This is a genomic window from Clostridium sp. LY3-2 (genome assembly GCF_024705715.1).
Lineage (GTDB): Bacteria > Bacillota > Clostridia > Clostridiales > Clostridiaceae > Clostridium.
Genome location: NZ_JAMDLQ010000006.1, coordinates 59,743 through 76,241, shown reverse-complemented (window position 1 = coordinate 76,241; position 16,499 = coordinate 59,743). Strand labels below are relative to the sequence as shown.

The 16,499-nt window shown below is 28.6% G+C and carries 18 protein-coding genes, 1 riboswitch and 1 other annotated feature; of the genes, 7 read left to right on the top strand and 11 right to left on the bottom strand.

What is annotated here, in order from left to right; translation table 11 throughout:
* Window positions 1-54: 54 nt before the first annotated feature.
* On the bottom strand, window positions 55-333 hold the full coding sequence (locus M4I33_RS01070; protein WP_257914914.1) for a hypothetical protein: 279 nt from the start codon (window positions 331-333) through the stop codon (window positions 55-57).
* A gap of 196 nt (window positions 334-529) precedes the next feature.
* Here M4I33_RS01070 and M4I33_RS01065 point away from each other — a divergent pair, with 196 nt between their 5' ends.
* Entirely contained in the window at window positions 530-862 is a 333-nt protein-coding gene (locus M4I33_RS01065; protein WP_257914912.1) for a hypothetical protein, read from the top strand.
* A gap of 41 nt (window positions 863-903) precedes the next feature.
* Here the strand turns inward: M4I33_RS01065 and M4I33_RS01060 are convergent, their stop codons facing one another.
* On the bottom strand, window positions 904-1,761 hold the full coding sequence (locus M4I33_RS01060) for a 50S ribosomal protein L11 methyltransferase (RefSeq protein WP_257914911.1): 858 nt from the start codon (window positions 1,759-1,761) through the stop codon (window positions 904-906).
* A 110-nt stretch (window positions 1,762-1,871) separates the two neighbouring features.
* Between M4I33_RS01060 and M4I33_RS01055 the strand changes: the two genes are divergently transcribed.
* Both M4I33_RS01055 and M4I33_RS01050 read left to right on the top strand, forming a co-directional pair.
* Window positions 1,872-2,732: a TraX family protein gene (locus M4I33_RS01055; RefSeq protein ID WP_257914909.1), complete on the top strand. Its 861-nt coding sequence runs from the start codon at window positions 1,872-1,874 to the stop codon at window positions 2,730-2,732.
* 164 nt (window positions 2,733-2,896) lie between these two features.
* On the top strand, window positions 2,897-3,853 hold the full coding sequence (locus M4I33_RS01050) for a D-2-hydroxyacid dehydrogenase (RefSeq protein ID WP_257914907.1): 957 nt from the start codon (window positions 2,897-2,899) through the stop codon (window positions 3,851-3,853).
* A gap of 24 nt (window positions 3,854-3,877) precedes the next feature.
* Here M4I33_RS01050 and M4I33_RS01045 read toward each other — a convergent pair whose 3' ends face one another.
* From M4I33_RS01045 to M4I33_RS01035, 3 genes are read right to left on the bottom strand one after another with little or no spacing between them, the layout of a single operon-like run.
* Entirely contained in the window at window positions 3,878-5,005 is a 1,128-nt protein-coding gene (locus M4I33_RS01045; protein ID WP_257914905.1) for a Ger(x)C family spore germination C-terminal domain-containing protein, read from the bottom strand.
* Complete coding sequence (locus M4I33_RS01040; protein ID WP_257914903.1) at window positions 4,998-6,083, bottom strand: spore germination protein; 1,086 nt, start codon at window positions 6,081-6,083, stop codon at window positions 4,998-5,000. The genes M4I33_RS01045 and M4I33_RS01040 overlap by 8 nt, the downstream gene beginning before the upstream one ends.
* On the bottom strand, window positions 6,076-7,533 hold the full coding sequence (locus tag M4I33_RS01035) for a spore germination protein (protein WP_257914902.1): 1,458 nt from the start codon (window positions 7,531-7,533) through the stop codon (window positions 6,076-6,078). Before M4I33_RS01035 ends, M4I33_RS01040 begins: the two co-directional genes overlap by 8 nt.
* A 108-nt stretch (window positions 7,534-7,641) precedes the next feature.
* On the opposite strand from M4I33_RS01035, the gene M4I33_RS01030 reads away from it, so the two are divergent.
* On the top strand, window positions 7,642-8,226 hold the full coding sequence (locus M4I33_RS01030) for an N-acetyltransferase (protein WP_257914900.1): 585 nt from the start codon (window positions 7,642-7,644) through the stop codon (window positions 8,224-8,226).
* Between the two features lie 46 nt (window positions 8,227-8,272).
* Here the strand turns inward: M4I33_RS01030 and M4I33_RS01025 are convergent, their stop codons facing one another.
* On the bottom strand, window positions 8,273-9,070 hold the full coding sequence (locus M4I33_RS01025; protein WP_257914898.1) for an HAD family hydrolase: 798 nt from the start codon (window positions 9,068-9,070) through the stop codon (window positions 8,273-8,275).
* A 127-nt stretch (window positions 9,071-9,197) separates the two neighbouring features.
* Window positions 9,198-9,384, top strand: a binding site (T-box leader).
* A gap of 55 nt (window positions 9,385-9,439) precedes the next feature.
* Here M4I33_RS01025 and M4I33_RS01020 point away from each other — a divergent pair.
* A complete protein-coding gene (locus M4I33_RS01020) occupies window positions 9,440-10,930 on the top strand; it encodes a 2-isopropylmalate synthase (protein ID WP_257914896.1) in 1,491 nt (496 codons plus the stop codon).
* Window positions 10,931-10,968: 38 nt separating this feature from the next.
* Here M4I33_RS01020 and M4I33_RS01015 read toward each other — a convergent pair whose 3' ends face one another.
* Window positions 10,969-11,175 (bottom strand): hypothetical protein, encoded by a 207-nt coding sequence (locus M4I33_RS01015; protein WP_257914894.1) that lies wholly within the window; start codon window positions 11,173-11,175, stop codon window positions 10,969-10,971.
* A 194-nt stretch (window positions 11,176-11,369) separates the two neighbouring features.
* Window positions 11,370-11,466: riboswitch (glycine riboswitch) on the top strand.
* Between the two features lie 64 nt (window positions 11,467-11,530).
* Between M4I33_RS01015 and M4I33_RS01010 the strand changes: the two genes are divergently transcribed.
* On the top strand, window positions 11,531-12,910 hold the full coding sequence (locus M4I33_RS01010) for a sodium:alanine symporter family protein (RefSeq protein ID WP_257914893.1): 1,380 nt from the start codon (window positions 11,531-11,533) through the stop codon (window positions 12,908-12,910).
* 49 nt (window positions 12,911-12,959) lie between these two features.
* Here the strand turns inward: M4I33_RS01010 and M4I33_RS01005 are convergent, their stop codons facing one another.
* A complete protein-coding gene (locus M4I33_RS01005; RefSeq protein WP_257914891.1) occupies window positions 12,960-13,574 on the bottom strand; it encodes a hypothetical protein in 615 nt (204 codons plus the stop codon).
* A 64-nt stretch (window positions 13,575-13,638) separates the two neighbouring features.
* The gene (locus M4I33_RS01000) at window positions 13,639-13,911 is read right to left on the bottom strand and encodes an acylphosphatase (protein ID WP_374707682.1); all 273 of its coding nucleotides are present in this window, start codon (window positions 13,909-13,911) and stop codon (window positions 13,639-13,641) included.
* A gap of 110 nt (window positions 13,912-14,021) precedes the next feature.
* Between M4I33_RS01000 and ndk the strand changes: the two genes are divergently transcribed.
* Window positions 14,022-14,420: a nucleoside-diphosphate kinase gene (gene ndk / locus M4I33_RS00995; protein ID WP_257914888.1), complete on the top strand. Its 399-nt coding sequence runs from the start codon at window positions 14,022-14,024 to the stop codon at window positions 14,418-14,420.
* A 25-nt stretch (window positions 14,421-14,445) separates the two neighbouring features.
* On the opposite strand, the gene M4I33_RS00990 is transcribed toward ndk, so the two are convergent.
* Together M4I33_RS00990 and M4I33_RS00985 are read right to left on the bottom strand one after the other, a co-directional pair.
* On the bottom strand, window positions 14,446-15,738 hold the full coding sequence (locus M4I33_RS00990) for a HAMP domain-containing sensor histidine kinase (protein ID WP_257914886.1): 1,293 nt from the start codon (window positions 15,736-15,738) through the stop codon (window positions 14,446-14,448).
* A 61-nt stretch (window positions 15,739-15,799) separates the two neighbouring features.
* Complete coding sequence (locus M4I33_RS00985; RefSeq protein ID WP_374707681.1) at window positions 15,800-16,468, bottom strand: response regulator transcription factor; 669 nt, start codon at window positions 16,466-16,468, stop codon at window positions 15,800-15,802.
* Window positions 16,469-16,499 lie beyond the last annotated feature (31 nt).

The following is a 16,499-nucleotide window of genomic DNA, read 5'->3' as shown; positions in this document are numbered from 1 at the left end:
TAGGCTCATCTAAAATCAAAGTTTTAGGCTCCATAGCGATAACTCCAGCTATAGCTACCCTTCTTTTTTAGTTTGATCGATTTTTTGCTCAGTATTATTTATTTGGCTTTCAAAATCTTTAACTTTTGCATTATTTTCGTCTATAGTCTTATTTAGTTTATCCATGTTTGTTTGCATCTCGTTTATTTGAGTATCTAAATTAGTGATTTTATCACTAATTTGGTTCATACGAGTTTTGTTGTCATCAAGATTCTCATTCACTGCATATGTAGTAAGACTAATATTAAAAATTAGAGTCATTACTGTAAAAAATGCAAATAACGATTTTTTCATTGAATGACCTCCTTAAAAATTGTTTTCTCATATTATAACACAAAGATATTTAAAGAACTAATTTTGAACATATTATTTTCAAAATTAGTAAAAAAATTTAAAATTTATAAAGATATAATCTATAGAAATAAAAGGAATTAAAAAATATATGTAGAATATTTATTTTATTAACTATTTATACATTAGGAGGAAAATAATGAAAATAATAACGTGGTATGTGGAAAGATGCAAAGCGGTAAAGGGGTTTAACTTAAAAGCATCTCTTGTAGTTGGATTAATCGGCGCAGTTATATTTACTTTGTTAAACAAATCTGTAGGATATCCTTTAAATGAAGCCATTTTAATGGGGGTAATAGTAGGAGCTTTTGTTTGTTTAATGTGGAGTTTATTTATGAGACAAACTATAAAGTTTAGAGATAAAGTAAGATTAAGGGACAGAGAGGAAGAAGAGAGAATTAAAGAAGAGAAGCGTGAAAGGGCTAGACAAAACGCTGTTAAAAAGAATAATAAAAAGAAAAATAAAAGATAGATTTAAAAAAATCCCAAAACTAAAATGCTTTGGGATTTTTATTATTTAAAGATAGCTGTGCACCATTCGTTAGTTTTATGCTTTTCTAAAAGAGTAAAACCATAGCTTGAAACAATATCAGATACTGAGTCAAAGCTCCACTCAACTAACCCTGAAACTAAAATTTTTCCGTTTGGTTTTAAGTGTTCTTTTATAAATGGCATAAAGAGTTCTGTTTCTTCTCCGCCGATATTTATATAAATCCAATCAAATTTTCCAGAAATTAAAACTTCGCCACTTAAAACATCACCGACTAAAGGTGTTATAGTTTCTATATTATTTAAAGATGCATTAAGTAAAACTTCATCTTTAATATCTCTTATATCTAAAGCTAAAACTTCCTTTGCACCTTTTATAGCAGTTGCAAGTGATAGTATTCCAGAACCTGTTCCTATATCTAATATTCTCATATTAGTGTAGTCTTCTTTAAGTATAAGAGATAATAAATCACGAGTAGTTTCGTGCAGTCCTGTTCCAAAAGCACCTTGTGATATAAAGTTAATTTCTTTTTTGCCTAGGAAAGAGTCATTAGGGTCTTTTAAAACCCAAGTTTCATCTATAAAGATAGGGTCCATCTTAAATTCTTCATAAGTATAATCCATTTCTTCTATATCTATAGGTTCTTTAGATAAAATTTCATTAACTAAACTTTTGAAATCACAAAAAGGGATATCCTCATCTGTATGAGTAACCTTTAAAATTATAGGTTCATCATCTTTTTCTAAATAACCATACCCAAACTTATCAGTAGTTATTTCAAGTGGACTTTCATAATAAACGTTAAATATATCGTTTATTTGTAAATTAGATATTGCTAAGTCTAAATCTTTAAAATCTAATTTATAAGATAAAATAATCATAAGTAACCTCCATAGTTTTTCTATTCAACTGTAATATTATTATAAAAATCTTTTAAAGTAAACAAAATAAGGTTATAATTTAAATGATTACGAAGGATAAGGAGAGAAAGATGGACAGATTTAAGACTAAAATCCTATTAGCACTATTAGTTATAATTGAAAGCGTTTCAATGTATATTCCAGGTGCTCCAATTTGGCTTAGATATCCTGGAAGATTAATAATCCCAATCGCGGTGTTCTTATTAGTTGAAGGGTATTTAAAAACTTCTAATAGAGACGAGTATCTAAAGAGATTGATTTTTTATGCTGAAATAGTTTTTATAGGAAACACTATTTTAGAATTAGTATTTTTAAGAGGAGTATTTAATAATAGACTTCCTCACGGCGACTTTATGATGAGCACCTTTCTTATAGTTTGCGGTATAGCTTTAGGGTCAATAATATTAACATACTTTGTATTAAACGGAAGAATAAACGATAAAAAGGGGATTGTATTTGCAGCATACCTTTTAATTTCAAACCTTCTAATTCAATACTTATTTAGTTACAAAGTATACGTTATACCAAACAACATATTCCTTATGCTAGTTACTTCATTTTTATTTTTAAATGCGATTACAGCTATGGAAGAGGCTAGAAATTCTAAGAATTTTACAAAAGAATTAGTTTGTGTTTCTCTTGGAATTTTAACAGAAGGAATAATAATAGTACCTGCACTTACTTATCTTTTTTACAAGGCAAGAAATAGCAGAAAAATGATTTATCAAGGAATTATAATATTATCAGCTTTATTTTTAGCAGGATTTAATATTCAAGCACTTCTTGCATATCCTCAATGGATGATGGTATTTTCTATAATTTTCATTTATTTCTATAATGGAAACGAAGGTAAGAAAGTTAAAAAATTATATTATATAGGTTATCCTATAGTTGTATGGGGAACATACATAATAGGTAGTTTGATGCTATAATAGTCAAAAAGGTAGTACTTAAAATTAAGTACTACCTTTTAACTTATTTCTAGAGAGGTATTGATATTTAATTATACGTTTACATTAAGGTGTTTATTCATAAAATAATAAATAAATTTTGATATGATATAATTATTATATAAATAGGTTTAGGAGGAAAAATGATGAAAAATATAGTGATATTAGATGGAAAAACTTTAGGAGACTTAGATTTTAAATTATTAGAGGAATTTGGAGAAGTTACTTATTATGATTTAACTAAACCAGAGGAAGTAAGTGAAAGAATAAAAGATAGCAATATAGTTATAACAAATAAAGTAGTCTTAAATGAAAACAATATGAAAGAAGCTAAAAACTTAGAAATAATAGCAGAGGCTGCAACTGGATTTAATAATATTGATATAGAATATGCAAAGTCTAAAAACATAGCAGTAGCGAATGTTGCTGGATATTCTACAGATACTGTAGTTCAACATACCTTTGCAACAGTTTTACACCTTTATGATAAAATAGCTTATTATGATAACTATGTAAAAAGCTTAGATTATTCAAAGTCAGGAGTATTTACAAGCTTAGATAGACCTTTTTATGATCTAAAAGGAAAGACTTGGGGGATAGTTGGACTTGGTGCAATAGGAAGAGGAGTTGCTAAAGTAGCAGAAGCCTTTGGAGTAAATGTTGTTTATTATTCAACAACAGGTAAAAATAATAATTCAGAATATAAGAGAGTAGAACTTGATGAGCTTTTAAAAGATTCAGATATAATATCTATTCATGCACCATTAAACGAAAAAACAAATGGTCTTATGAATTATGAAAATATGAAAAAAATGAAAAATAGTGCACTTTTAGTTAATATGGGAAGAGGACCTATAGTAGTTGAAGAAGATTTAAGAAAAGCTATCGATAAAAATATTATAGGTGGCGCATGCTTAGATGTTTTTAGTGTAGAACCTATAAGAGAAGATAGTGAGCTGTTAAAGATTAAAAACAAAGAAAAGGTAGTATTTACTCCTCATATAGCTTGGGCGAGTGTAGACGCAAGAGAAAGATTATTTAATGGTATCTTAGAAAATTTAAGAGCTTTTTATAAAGGTGAAAAGTTAAATAGAATAGTATAATAAAAGGCTGCAATTGCAGCCTTTTTAAAATGTCATATTTCCTATTCCAAACTCATCTATAGAAAACTTAAAGTGAACCTTTATAGGGGATGTGGTTACAGTTTCATCCCAATCAGAGATTAAGTTTCTTCCGTATTTTGAAGCAGCAACAAACCCAAGGTCTAATAAATCTACTTTGTAGTAAGATTTCATGTTATCAACAAAGCTTTGAAGAGATGTTTCGTAGTGAGTTGCTATTCTTTTTTCTAAGGCGTATTTTTGATCTAAGCTAATACTTAGGTTATTCATATAATTGTTGTTAACAATCTTTCCAGAAGCCTCTATATAAATATCGAAGAAAAATTTATTATCTTTCTTTTTACAAACTACTTTTCTTTTAGAACTGGTAGTAAAGGTCAAAAAGTTTTTACTATTTTCTGTATAATTTAAAAGTCCGTGACATTTATTATTTCTAAGTAAATTAAAGTTAATCATAGAGGATACAGGGACAGAAGCTATCATTTTTCCATTATTAAAAATTGAAAATGCAGTAAGGTATAGTTTATTGTTAATTATATCTATGTTTGGCGCTACAAACTTTTTTCCTTCTGTTCTGTTGTTAACGTAAGCATCAAATAATGAGCTATTTCCTGTATAGAAGGTATGCACTTTAAGGGAACTCATAAGTCCATCTATGTAGTCGGGAGAGCTTGGGTATCCTGGAATGTTTAAAGCTAAGATGTCTTTTGGTGAATTTGAAGTAGTAACAAATAAAGCTCTGTTTGGAACTTGAGTGTTATTTAAAAGGCCATCTAAAGCTGCAGCTATTCCGTTATATGAAATCTCTTTAGAAAAGACATAAGTTTTTTCAGTTCCAAGACAAAAACTTTTTCCAGAGTGAAGCTGCCTATCTATTCTAGCTTCAACAGTAGAAGATCCTCGAGCATCTAATAAAAAACTTGAAACTGAACCGTCTGGATTGTATTCATAAACTGATACAGGTACTTCATATTTGTCGGTAGTTAAACTAGTATTTATATCAAAACCAACTCCTGCCATAAAATTATAATTTTCTATAGGAGTGAATTGATAGTCTTTAAAAGATATAAGATAAATTAAAATAAAAATTATTGTAACTGTGCCATAAAAATAATATTTAAATATCTTATTCATTTCTTTTTCTCCTTTTAGATAATAAGAATAATATAAAAACATTAAAAAGTACGAAAGTTGTTAAAGGAACTAAAAGTTTATCTATAAAGAAAGTTATAGTAAGGATATCGTTTACTATATAAGCACCAAAGAATAGTATTATACAAATTACTATACTTTTAAATGGATTAACCGTATCTAAATTCCTTTTTGTATTTAAGCAGTAAGTTAAATTATAAATAGAAAATGTTGTGTTTCTAATGCAATGAAAAACCCAACTTGAGAGAAATACAAAAACGAAATTATTTAAAAAAGGTATCTTTACAGAAGATAAAATATTAAGCAGTGGATAATAAAATACAGTTATTACATCTGGTCCTAAAAAGAATAAATTCATAAAAACTAAGTAAGTAAAAAATATTATTAAAACTAAAGAGATACTGATAGAGATTTTTTTATAGTCTTTAGGTTTTTTTAAAAATGGGATATAAATTAAAAATATTTCAAATCCAGAATAAGCATAGCTTCCGTAGTAAGCTCCCTTTAAAATATACTTGGGTTCGATTTGAAGAATTGGAGTAATGTTACTTATAGAACCTCTAAAGAAACCAAATAAAATAATAAAAAACATTACAAAGACTATTGTTAGTGAAAATTGAGTGAATTTTACCATAGCTTTGAACTTATAAAAAAGTCCTAAAAAAGCTATAAATAATAATAAAAGCAAAACTTTTGTAGAGTTATAATACCAAAACAAAGTATCAGCAAAAATCATAGAAAATCCTGCGACTTGAGTTATGGAATAAGATAAAATATAAAGGTAGAAAATTATGTTAAAAAGAGTACCAAATGTTTTTCCTAAATATTCTCTATTAATTTGGAAAATATTTTTATCTGGATTTTTCTTATATACAGGAAAGTAAAAGAAAAGTAAAGATATAGGATAAATTCCTGCAATAAGCATACTAATCCAAGCGTCTTGTAGGGCAAACGAAGCCATTATTACAGGAAGTTTAAGTATGTTTATAATTATTGAGTAGCCAAGGACTAAAAAGATAAATTGGCTATTTGTAAACTTAAAATTTGAAGAATCAGTCATTTTTAGTACCTCTTTCTCTGTATTTATCTTTTAATTTAAGAATTTTAGGTCTTCGCTTTAGGCTTGGTATTTTATTTCTAATGAAGGTATCTTTCATATCAGGTTTAAAAAATTCTAAATAATCTATTCCGTAAGAATCTAAATTAAACAGCATAAATACTATTAAGTATAATCCAAAGAAAAATCCAAATGCGCCAAAAAGGTTTGATAAAATAAGTAGGGGAAACTTAATAAGCCTTATCGATAAAGCCATTTGGTAGTTTGGAATTAAAAAAGTGCAAACAACGCTTATTCCAATAACAAAAAGTGCTGGAGGTGAAATTATATTAGATCGAATAGCTGCATCGCCTATTATAATTCCACTTACTATACTTAAAGTTTGACCGACTTTACTAGGAAGTCTAATACCGCCTTCTCTTAAAAGTTCTACTATAAATTCCATAACAAACATTTCTAAAAAGGGAGTTAAGGGAATTCCAGCTCTTGCTGAAACAATTGCGCGGATATATTTGTCTAGCAAGAATTCGGGGTTAAATTTAGTTAATATAATATAAAGAGAAGGTAGAGTTAAAACTACAATCAAAGCGAAGAACCTTAAAAGTCTACCAAAAGATGCAACTAGTGTTCTTTGGTTGTAATCGTCTAGGTTTTGAAAAAATTCTACAAATATAGCTGGAGCTGAAAGGGCATAAGGACTACCTTCCATAAATAAAGCTACCTTTCCTTCATAGATTTTACAGACTATAGATTCAAAAGAATCAGTAATAAAACTTTGAGGGAAAAAAGAAGTAGAGTAGTTTTCTATAAGTTGTTGAACTCCTCCGATAGATTGAACGTTATCTATATCTATACTGTGTAATTTTTCTGTTATTGTAGAAACTACATTTTCGTTTGCGATATCTTTTAGGTAGCAGATATTAAGCTGTGTTTTCGACCTTCGTCCTATAGTTAAAGAGTCAATAACTAGGCTATGGTCTTTTATATGCCTTTTAAGCATTGACATATTTTGCTCTAAAGACTCATTTATATCTTCTTTAGCAGCAGCTATAGAAGAGGTTATAGTAGGGGTTTGAATAGTTCTATATGTAAAGTTAGTTGTATCAAAAACTATAGCCTTTTCATTTTCTTCAATAAAAAGAAGAGTCTTACCACATTTTAGTTCTGAAACTAGCGTACTAAAAGAAGTCTCTATATAAGCGTTAGCCATAGGTAAAACTGTCATAAGTAAGAATTCGTAAGGGTCAGTATTATCTTTAAAGCTAGAATCAAAATGATGCATTAAAGGGTTTAATATATCTAAGTTTATTTGATTTTTATTCACTGTTAAGTCAGAGTAAATTATAGTCACTTTAGTACTTTTATTTTTATCTATTAAAAAATTTCTTTTTACAATTGAATTTTTTGAAGATGTAGAGTTTTCAATAATTTTATCTGCAAAAGAAAGTTTCATTTTATCACCTACTTTTAAATATATCTTTTATTTTTCTCATTGTTATGTTTAATTATTCTAATAAATTACATATAATAAAAATATAAAGTTTAGAAAGGACTTGAGAGTTTGAAATCAAAGTCAAAGCTCCATATAACTAATGGTAAAGAGGAGGATATAGAAGTTATCTCGAAACTTCTTTATAAAACTGAGGATTATCCAGAAGATGAATGGGGCAGAGGTAAAAGAGACGAGTTATTAGTAAGGCTTAAGAAATTAATGAAAAGAGGTGGAACTAGATTTTATTATGATAATTTTAGGGTGCTAAAATTAGATAAAGAAATAATTGGGATAGCTTTGTCTATTGAAGGGAAAAAACTAAAAAAGAAAACATTTTTAGCAGATCTATTTGTAATAAGGATGCAAAAAAGTTTAAAAGAAAAAATAAGGTTTGTATTTTTAACTTTAATATATCTTTTAGATTTTGAATGTTTTTTTAATGAGTATTATTTATCTAATATCATAATAAAAGAAGAGTTTAGAGGAAAAGGATATAGTGAAATTCTTATAGGAGATGTTTTAGATACCGCAAAAGAAAAAGGTTATTTAAAAGTATCCCTTAGGGCAAACAATGAAAAATTAGTAAAGTTTTATGAAAGACTTGGATTTAAGCGAGTAAATAGTAAAAGTAAGAAATTAATTAAAAAAATATAAAACAAGGGCCAAAGAGTTATAGATAATATTACTCTTTGGCCTTAAATTATTTTATTTCGTTATTTAAAACATCATTTAAAACTTCAAGAACACCATTTTCTTTATTACTTTTACAAATGAAGTTTCCGTAAGTTTTCATTTCCTCTAAAGCATCTTCCATTACATAACTATATTTCGCTTTTTGAAGAAGTTCAACGTCGTTAAAGTAATCTCCAAAAGCCATAGTTTCGTCTATAGTAATACCTTTTTCTTCTTGGAACTTTTCAATTGCAGTTCCTTTATTAACTCCTAAGTTAGTAAAGTCAACCCAAGCTTTACCTGCAACTACAGTTTTAAGTATTTTAGAAAAATGCTTGTCCGCTATAGGGAAAGAATTTTCTAAAGCAGAGTCCATATCACAGATAGAAATTTTAAATATCTTATCATCAATTTCGTCATAAGAATTTACTACAGTTTTATGAAGATAGTACTTATCTATTTCTTTTAGCATTTCTCCATCACAAGGAAGATGGTAAGCAGATTTTAAGCCGCATACTACAAGTCTTGTATTTTTAATATCACTGCATACTTCATATACTTTTTTAATAACATCTTCTGGTATAAGTTCAACAGATAATACATTAGAACCTTCAGAAACAACTGCACCGTTATCAGAGATATATAAAAGTTTATCTGATATTGGTTTAAAGTTTTCATATAAAGTTTTGTGAGGTCTTCCACTTGCTACTACAAATTTAATATTTTTTTCGTTTAATTTTTCAAAAATATCAAAAAATTCCTCTGGAACTTGTCCACTAGGAGTAAGAAGTGTTCCATCCATATCTGAAGCTATTAATTTGATCATATATTTTCACCTTCTCTTTCGTCTCTTAAAAATAATATAACATCTTATTAAATGAAAAATCAATAAAATATAAATGTTAAAAATATTGACATTTACAGGAAACTATAGTAATATTTATTAAAATGAAATATTAGCGTTGATTAGGAGTAGTAAAAGGAGAGTAGAATTTAAGAGAGCTAGAGTTTGGTGGAATCTAGTAACTAACCCCTTTGAACTTGCCTTTGAGCTGTGAGGAATAAGAAACCTTACCGGTTGTTTTGCCGTTATTTAAATTAAGAAAAAGTTTGGATGGTACCGCGTTTATCGCTCCAATAGTGGAGTAATAAAGGCGTTTTTTTATATTTAAATTAAAAAGGGGGCTAAATTTTTATGGAAAAAATATTTATTTTTGATACTACGTTAAGAGATGGAGAGCAAACTCCTGGGGTAAGTTTAAATGCAAAAGAAAAACTAGAAATAGCAAAATCTTTAGAAAAACTTGGGGTAGATGTAATAGAGGCTGGGTTTCCTATGGCATCAAAAGGAGATTTTGAAGGAGTTAAGCTTATAGCTTTAAATATTAAAAACTCTATAGTTAATGCACTTGCAAGAGCAAATAAAGAAGATATAGATAGAGCATATGAAGCTATAAAATATGCAAACAAAAAAAGAATTCATACCTTTCTTGCAACATCTGATATCCATATGAAGTACAAGCTAAAAATGACTAGAGAAGAGGTTTTAGAAAGAGTTTATAATATGGTATCCTACGCTAAAACTTTAGTAGATGACGTAGAGTTTTCTCCAGAAGACGGTTCTAGAACAGAAAAAGAATTTTTATATAAAGTTTTAGAAACTGCAATAAAAGCTGGTGCTACTGTTTTAAATATTCCAGACACTGTAGGATATTCTACTCCAGATGAGTTTGGAGGTTTAATTAAAGGAATAAAAGAAAATGTTAAGGGGATAGAAAACGTAATTATAAGTGTTCATTGCCATAACGATTTAGGGATGGCTGTTTCAAACTCACTTGCAGCAATAACTGCAGGGGCAAGGCAAGTTGAGTGCGCTGTAAATGGGCTTGGAGAAAGAGCTGGAAATGCAGCCTTAGAAGAGATTTGTATGGCTATAGAAACTAGAAAAGATATTTATGGGTTTAAAACTGATATAAACACAGAAAAAATTTATAGAGTATCGTCTCTGGTCTCGTATTTTACAGGGATAAATGTTCAACCAAACAAGGCTATAGTAGGTGCTAACGCTTTTTCTCACGAATCTGGAATTCACCAGCATGGCGTTTTAGAAAAGAGGGAAACATACGAGATTATGACTCCAGAGTCTGTAGGGTTTAAAACTAATAATATGGTACTTGGAAAACACTCTGGAAAGCACGCTTTTTCAGAGCATTTAAAGGAACTTGGATATGATTTAAGCGAAGAAAAGGTAGTAGAGACCTTTACTAAATTTAAAGAATTAGCAGATAAGAAAAAAGAAGTTTCAGATAAAGATATAGAAGCACTTATTAATGATTCAAGCATAAAAACAGAAGATAGATATAAACTTATAAGTTTTAATGTTAGTACTGGAAACAACGTAAGTTCTATGGCTAACGTAAAAATAGAATTAGGCGACGGTATAATTGAAGAGGCAGCTTGCGGAGACGGACCGGTTAACGCTATTTTTAATGCTATAGAAAGGGCTACTAAAACTGAATACACTTTAATAGATTATAAATTAAAATCTATAAGTAGCGGAACGGATGCTTTAGGGGAAGTTACTGTAAAGTTAAAAAGAGAAGATAGAAAAGTTTTAGGAAGAGGAGTTAGTACTGACGTTATAGAAGCTAGTGCTAACGCTTATATGAATGCTTTAAATAAATAAAAAAACACCCTAAGTAGAAATTTCTATTTAGGGTATTTTTATAAGAAAAGTTTTATTAAATAATCTACTAAGAAAAAGGTAATTATAATTTGAATTGATGTAATTAAAACTAAAGCTATAGATAAAAGGATTTTATGTTTAGTAAATTCAGTATCTGATTTTAATAAAAATAAGCCTTTTACTACACCTATTATCTCTACTATAAAAAACAAAAATAAAAAAATGTATATGATTTTAGCTAACATAAGGCACCTCCAATGTTTACTAATATAATAACACTTAGGAAAAATGTTTACAAAGAAAAAGAATTTGACAAATTATTCTTAGAAATTGTATAATTGCTATAAAAATTAATATGTGTTCGGATGAAGATAGTAGGAGAGCGGTTAAAATTTAACCCACCGAAGAAGCAAATCTTTCAGGTTTAAGGACTGCTATTGGACGAGCCCTTGGAGAGACTTAAGTTTAACTTAAGCACCGAAGGAGCAAGAAATAATTATTTCGAAACTCTCAGGTAAAAGGACAGGGGATTATAAAGCTATTAGAGGTTTATTAGCTTTATTTATCTCCTCCAAATTTAAAATTTAGGAGGAATTTTTTATGCAAAATTTTTTAGAAAAACTAGATGCTATAGTATGGGGACCACCTCTTATTATACTTTTAGTAGGAACAGGTATCTTTTTAACATTTAAATTAAAATTTTTACAAGTAACAAGACTTAAGAAAGCTGTTTGTCTTATCTTTCAAAAGGATAATGATGAAAAGTCAGGAAAAGGTGATGTTTCATCTTTTGGAGCGCTTTGTACAGCTTTATCTGCAACTATAGGTACAGGTAATATAGTAGGAGTTGCAACAGCTATAAAAGCTGGAGGGCCTGGGGCACTTTTTTGGATGTGGGTTGCTGCGTTTTTTGGAATGGCAACTAAATATGCAGAAGGTGTACTTGCTATAAAATATAGAGAATTTGATAGTAAAGGAGAAGCTTGTGGAGGACCTATGTATTATATACAAAACGGTATGGGAAACAAGTGGCTTGCAAAAATCTTTGCCTTGTTTGGAGTTTTAGTAGCTTTATTTGGGATAGGAACTTTCGCTCAAGTAAAATCAATATCAGAAGCAGCAAAGACAAGCTTAAATATCCCAATAATAGTAACATCTGTAATAGTAACAGTAATCGTAGCTTTAGTTACGTTAGGTGGGATAAAGAGAATATCAAAGGTAGCTGAAAGTATAGTTCCGCTTATGGCAGGATTATATATAGTTGGAGTTGTTATAGTTATTCTTTTTAATTTAGGAAACGTTCCAAGTGCTGTGAAACTAATTATAGAGAGCGCATTTAATCCAGAATCTGTATTTGGAGCTGGAGCTGGGATTGGAATTATAGTAGTTATGCAAAAAGGGATTAGTAGAGGAGTATTTTCAAATGAAGCTGGGCTTGGAAGTGCACCTATTGCAGCAGCTGCAGCTAAGACTAATTCACCTGCAAAACAAGGACTTATATCTATGACAGGAACATTTTTTGATACTATAATAATTTGTACTATGACAGGTATAGTAATAGTTTTAACTGGAATGTATTCTTCAAATTTAGATGGGGCTCTTCTTACAACAGCAGCCTTTTCAAAAGGATTTCCTATAGCGATACTTGGAAAATATATTGTAAATATAGGACTTATATTTTTTGCATTTACAACAATTTTAGGATGGAATTATTATGGAGAAAAATGTGTTTTATACCTTTTAGGAGAAAAGGCAGTAAAACCATTTAAATATTTTTATATATTTTTAGTAGCAGTAGGTGCATTTTTATCTTTAGATACTATTTTTATAGCGGCAGATATAGTAAATGGACTAATGGCTATTCCAAACCTTATTGCAATTATTGCGTTAAGAAAAGTTGTATTTGAAGAAACAGAAAAATACTTTGAAGAGATAGATAATAAAGAAGTTTCTAGTGATTTAGAAGTCTTAGAAGTTTAAATATTAAAATGCCCTACTAACTAAATTTAGTTAGTAGGGCATTTTGATATTATTTGATTTGCTTTAAGTAAAGACTTATTACATCATCTGAATCAATTTTGTTCCATTTAATATTTTGAATTAATATAGACCTTCCAAGAGTAACGTAATGGGAAGTTCTAAACTCTAAATAATCGTTTAATACTATACTGTATTTATCAATTATAGACTCTATAGTTCTACCTGTTATTATGTGTTCTTTATAAACTTTAGAACATTCTTTAAGTAAGGGATCAAAGGAGTCTTTTTTTAAATCTATAACTGAGTGAGCTAGATGGTCAGCTATTGTGTAATCATCAAAGATAACTGTACCAAACACAGAAGGAAGCATAGCTTTAACTTCTTTTGAAAGCTTGTTTAAATTTTGCTTTAGTAAAGTAGATAAAGTTTCTGTTCCTTTAGTTTTAAATTTATTTACTTTAAGGTGCATTGAGGCTAAGTAACATTGCCTTGATATATTTGGTTTGTTTAATAAATATAAAGTATCGCCAAGTAAGGTGTAGGTATCTGGTATAGTAGAATCTATAGATATAGATTTTACTAAAGCTCGTTTTGCTTTGTTTAGATTTCCTTTGCGAATCATATCGATTGCAAATTTTCTAAGTAAAAGGGTGTTACTTACCATTATAGACCTCCATTAAATTTAATCATAAATAAATTATATCATTTACATATTTTAACATCAACGATTAATAAATCATATTGAATTTTTTTTCGTTAATTACTAAAGGAATAACTTTTTTATCTAAATTAGTTACCCTTATAAATCTATTTCCAAGTTCTATCTTTTCTATAAATGATTCTAAATTATTTTCTAAGCCTTGAACTTCTATATAAACAGTACCATCCTCTAGATTTTTACAAAAGCCAGTTAAACTTAAAGTGTTTGCATTTGAAGCTAGGAAAAACCTAAATCCTACTCCTTGAACTCGGCCGCTTGCAATTATTTCTAATCTTTTCAAAATAATCATCCTCTCTTTGTAACTTTATACTTTAATTATATTGTCAGAAAATTCGAAATACAATATAATAAAAGAAAAAACATTTTAAGGTAAAAAAGGTGGTAAATGGTATGAGAAGTTTAATTTTAATTAAACCAGATGGGGTAGAGAAAAATGTAGTCGGTAATGTTTTAAGTATGTATGAAGAAAACAACTTAAAAATAGTTGAACTTAAGATGGTTACAATAACAAAAGAATTTGCAGGAGAACACTATAAAGAACATAAGGGTAAAGTTTTTTATGATGATTTAATTAGTTTTATAACTAGAGGACCATTAGTTTGTGCTGTACTTGAAGATGGAGAGGATATTATAGAAAAGGTTCGTGCGATAAACGGAAGCACAGACCCTAAAGAAGCAGCACCTGGAACTGTTAGAGCGCTATACGGTACAGATAAAACTCAAAACTGCGTACACGCATCTGATTCTTTAGAGAGTGCAAGAAGAGAAATCGAATTATGGTTTAAATAGTAAAAAGGCTACTTTTGTAGCCTTTTTATTTTGGGAAAGTAATATAAAAAGTTGTTTTAATATTCTCTATAGAATCTACTGTTATAGTTCCCTTATGAAGGGATACTATCTTTTTTACTATAGATAAACCAAGCCCTGTTCCTTCTGAATTTCTAGATTCATCTCCTTTATAGAATCTTTCAAATATTCTAGGGATAGATTCTTTAGAAATTCCAGTTCCATTATCTGTTATTTCAAAATATATATTTTTTTCATCATTAGTTAAAGAAAGTTTTATTATAGAGTTATCATTTGAAAATTTTATGCTATTTCTTATAAGGTTTGTAAAAACGTGATAGAGTAGTTTGTTATCGCCTAGCATAACTGTGTCTTTTAAATCTAAATCAAACTCTAAGTTTTTACTTGACCAAAAGGCTTCTAAATCTAAAATAGCACGTCTTATTAATTCGTCTAATTTAAAGCTAGTTTTATCTATATTCGCCTTAGAATTATCAAGTGAAGCTAGTTTTAATAAATTATCACTAAGAGATGTAACTTGTAATACCTCTTCTTTTATAACGTTCGCATAGTAAATTCTCTCTTCGTCTGAAATATTTTTATAAGTTAATAAATCAGAGAATCCGCGGATTGCAGTTATTGGGGTTTTGATTTCGTGAGAAACATTAGATACGAATTCGTTTCTCATTTTGTCTGTTTTGTTAAGTTCAACTAACATATAATTAAAGGTGTTTGTAAGTTCTCCAATCTCGTCATTACGTTTGTTTGGAATTTGAAATTCATAGTCTCCAGAACTTACTGATTTAGTTCCAGAAGTTAAATTTTTTATAGGTTTAACTATACTCTTTGCAATGATCATATAACCTATAAGTCCAGAAGATAAGACGAAAAATATGTTTAAAAACAACCACTTATTAACCTTAACTACATCTTTTATATTAGATACACTTATAAAAAGTGCATAAGATTTATTAGAATCTTTTATATAAAAACCTGATGGAGTATCAGTTGGGAAAAAGAAGTTTAAAGAGGTATCAGGATTTAAATCCTTTTTGTTATTTAATACTTCTTCTACTAAGGAGTTTGGAACTTTTAACTCCCTATCTTTTTTACTAGATTCAAATAAAAGTCCAGATTTATCGTAAATAGCAACTCCTGTAATAGGGTAAAAGGTCATATTCATAAAGTTATCAATAATATCATATTCAGAAGATTTATAAAGCTTGTAGATATTTTCTATAGAAGTATCTAAATCGCTTTGAAGGTGAGACTTTATATCGTCATAATGAATCTTTGAAGTAATAAAAAATGATAAAATCATAGAAATAAAAATTACGCAAAAAAAGCTAAAAACTAATTTGAAATAAATATATTTTTTAAAATTAAATATCATCTTTTAGTTTGTAACCAAGTCCACGAATAGTTATTATTTTAATACTTGAATCTGTTAGTTTTTCGCGTAATCTTTTTATGTGAACGTCAACTGTTCTATCGTCTCCATCATAATCAAATCCCCAAATAGATTCTATAAGTTCATTTCTTGTAAAAACCTTTTGAGGGAAACTTGCAAGCTTGTAGAGAAGTTGAAATTCTTTTAAAGGGATATCTATTTCAGAGCCGTTTAAAAGGAGAGTGCATTTATTATAGTCTAGAACCATCTCTTTTAGGGTGATTACTTTATTTGATACCTTCATATATCTTTTTAAAAGTGCATTAACTCTTAAAATAAGTTCAGTAATATCAAAAGGTTTAACTAAATAATCATCACTTCCAGTATTAAAAGCTTGGATTTTATCTGTTATTTCGCCTTTTGCAGTAAGGATAAGGATTGGTATATCGAGTAATTCTTTTATTTTTGAAGTTAACTCTATACCATTTAATTTTGGCATCATAATATCTATTATAGCTATATCGACTTGGCTTTCTTCTAAAATATTTAAAGCTTCTATTCCATTACTTGCAAGTAAAACATTATAATTTTCTTTTTTAAGTACTGTATATAATAAATTTCTTATATTTTTATCATCATCAACTACTAAAATATTAATCAAAATAATCACTCCTTTAAAAATTTAAGAAGTG

Excerpts from the sequence above, each read along its gene's own strand:
- M4I33_RS01070 (WP_257914914.1), bottom strand. The coding sequence starts at position 333 with ATGAAAAAATCGTTATTTGCATTTTTTACAGTAATGACTCTAATTTTT.
- M4I33_RS01065 (WP_257914912.1), top strand. The coding sequence starts at position 530 with ATGAAAATAATAACGTGGTATGTGGAAAGATGCAAAGCGGTAAAGGGG.
- M4I33_RS01060 (WP_257914911.1), bottom strand. The coding sequence starts at position 1,761 with ATGATTATTTTATCTTATAAATTAGATTTTAAAGATTTAGACTTAGCA.
- M4I33_RS01055 (WP_257914909.1), top strand. The coding sequence starts at position 1,872 with ATGGACAGATTTAAGACTAAAATCCTATTAGCACTATTAGTTATAATT.
- M4I33_RS01050 (WP_257914907.1), top strand. The coding sequence starts at position 2,897 with ATGAAAAATATAGTGATATTAGATGGAAAAACTTTAGGAGACTTAGAT.
- M4I33_RS01045 (WP_257914905.1), bottom strand. The coding sequence starts at position 5,005 with ATGAATAAGATATTTAAATATTATTTTTATGGCACAGTTACAATAATT.
- M4I33_RS01040 (WP_257914903.1), bottom strand. The coding sequence starts at position 6,083 with ATGACTGATTCTTCAAATTTTAAGTTTACAAATAGCCAATTTATCTTT.
- M4I33_RS01035 (WP_257914902.1), bottom strand. The coding sequence starts at position 7,533 with ATGAAACTTTCTTTTGCAGATAAAATTATTGAAAACTCTACATCTTCA.
- M4I33_RS01025 (WP_257914898.1), bottom strand. The coding sequence starts at position 9,070 with ATGATCAAATTAATAGCTTCAGATATGGATGGAACACTTCTTACTCCT.
- M4I33_RS01020 (WP_257914896.1), top strand. The coding sequence starts at position 9,440 with ATGGAAAAAATATTTATTTTTGATACTACGTTAAGAGATGGAGAGCAA.
- M4I33_RS01015 (WP_257914894.1), bottom strand. The coding sequence starts at position 11,175 with ATGTTAGCTAAAATCATATACATTTTTTTATTTTTGTTTTTTATAGTA.
- M4I33_RS01010 (WP_257914893.1), top strand. The coding sequence starts at position 11,531 with ATGCAAAATTTTTTAGAAAAACTAGATGCTATAGTATGGGGACCACCT.
- M4I33_RS01005 (WP_257914891.1), bottom strand. The coding sequence starts at position 13,574 with ATGGTAAGTAACACCCTTTTACTTAGAAAATTTGCAATCGATATGATT.
- ndk (WP_257914888.1), top strand. The coding sequence starts at position 14,022 with ATGAGAAGTTTAATTTTAATTAAACCAGATGGGGTAGAGAAAAATGTA.
- M4I33_RS00990 (WP_257914886.1), bottom strand. The coding sequence starts at position 15,738 with ATGATTTTATCATTTTTTATTACTTCAAAGATTCATTATGACGATATA.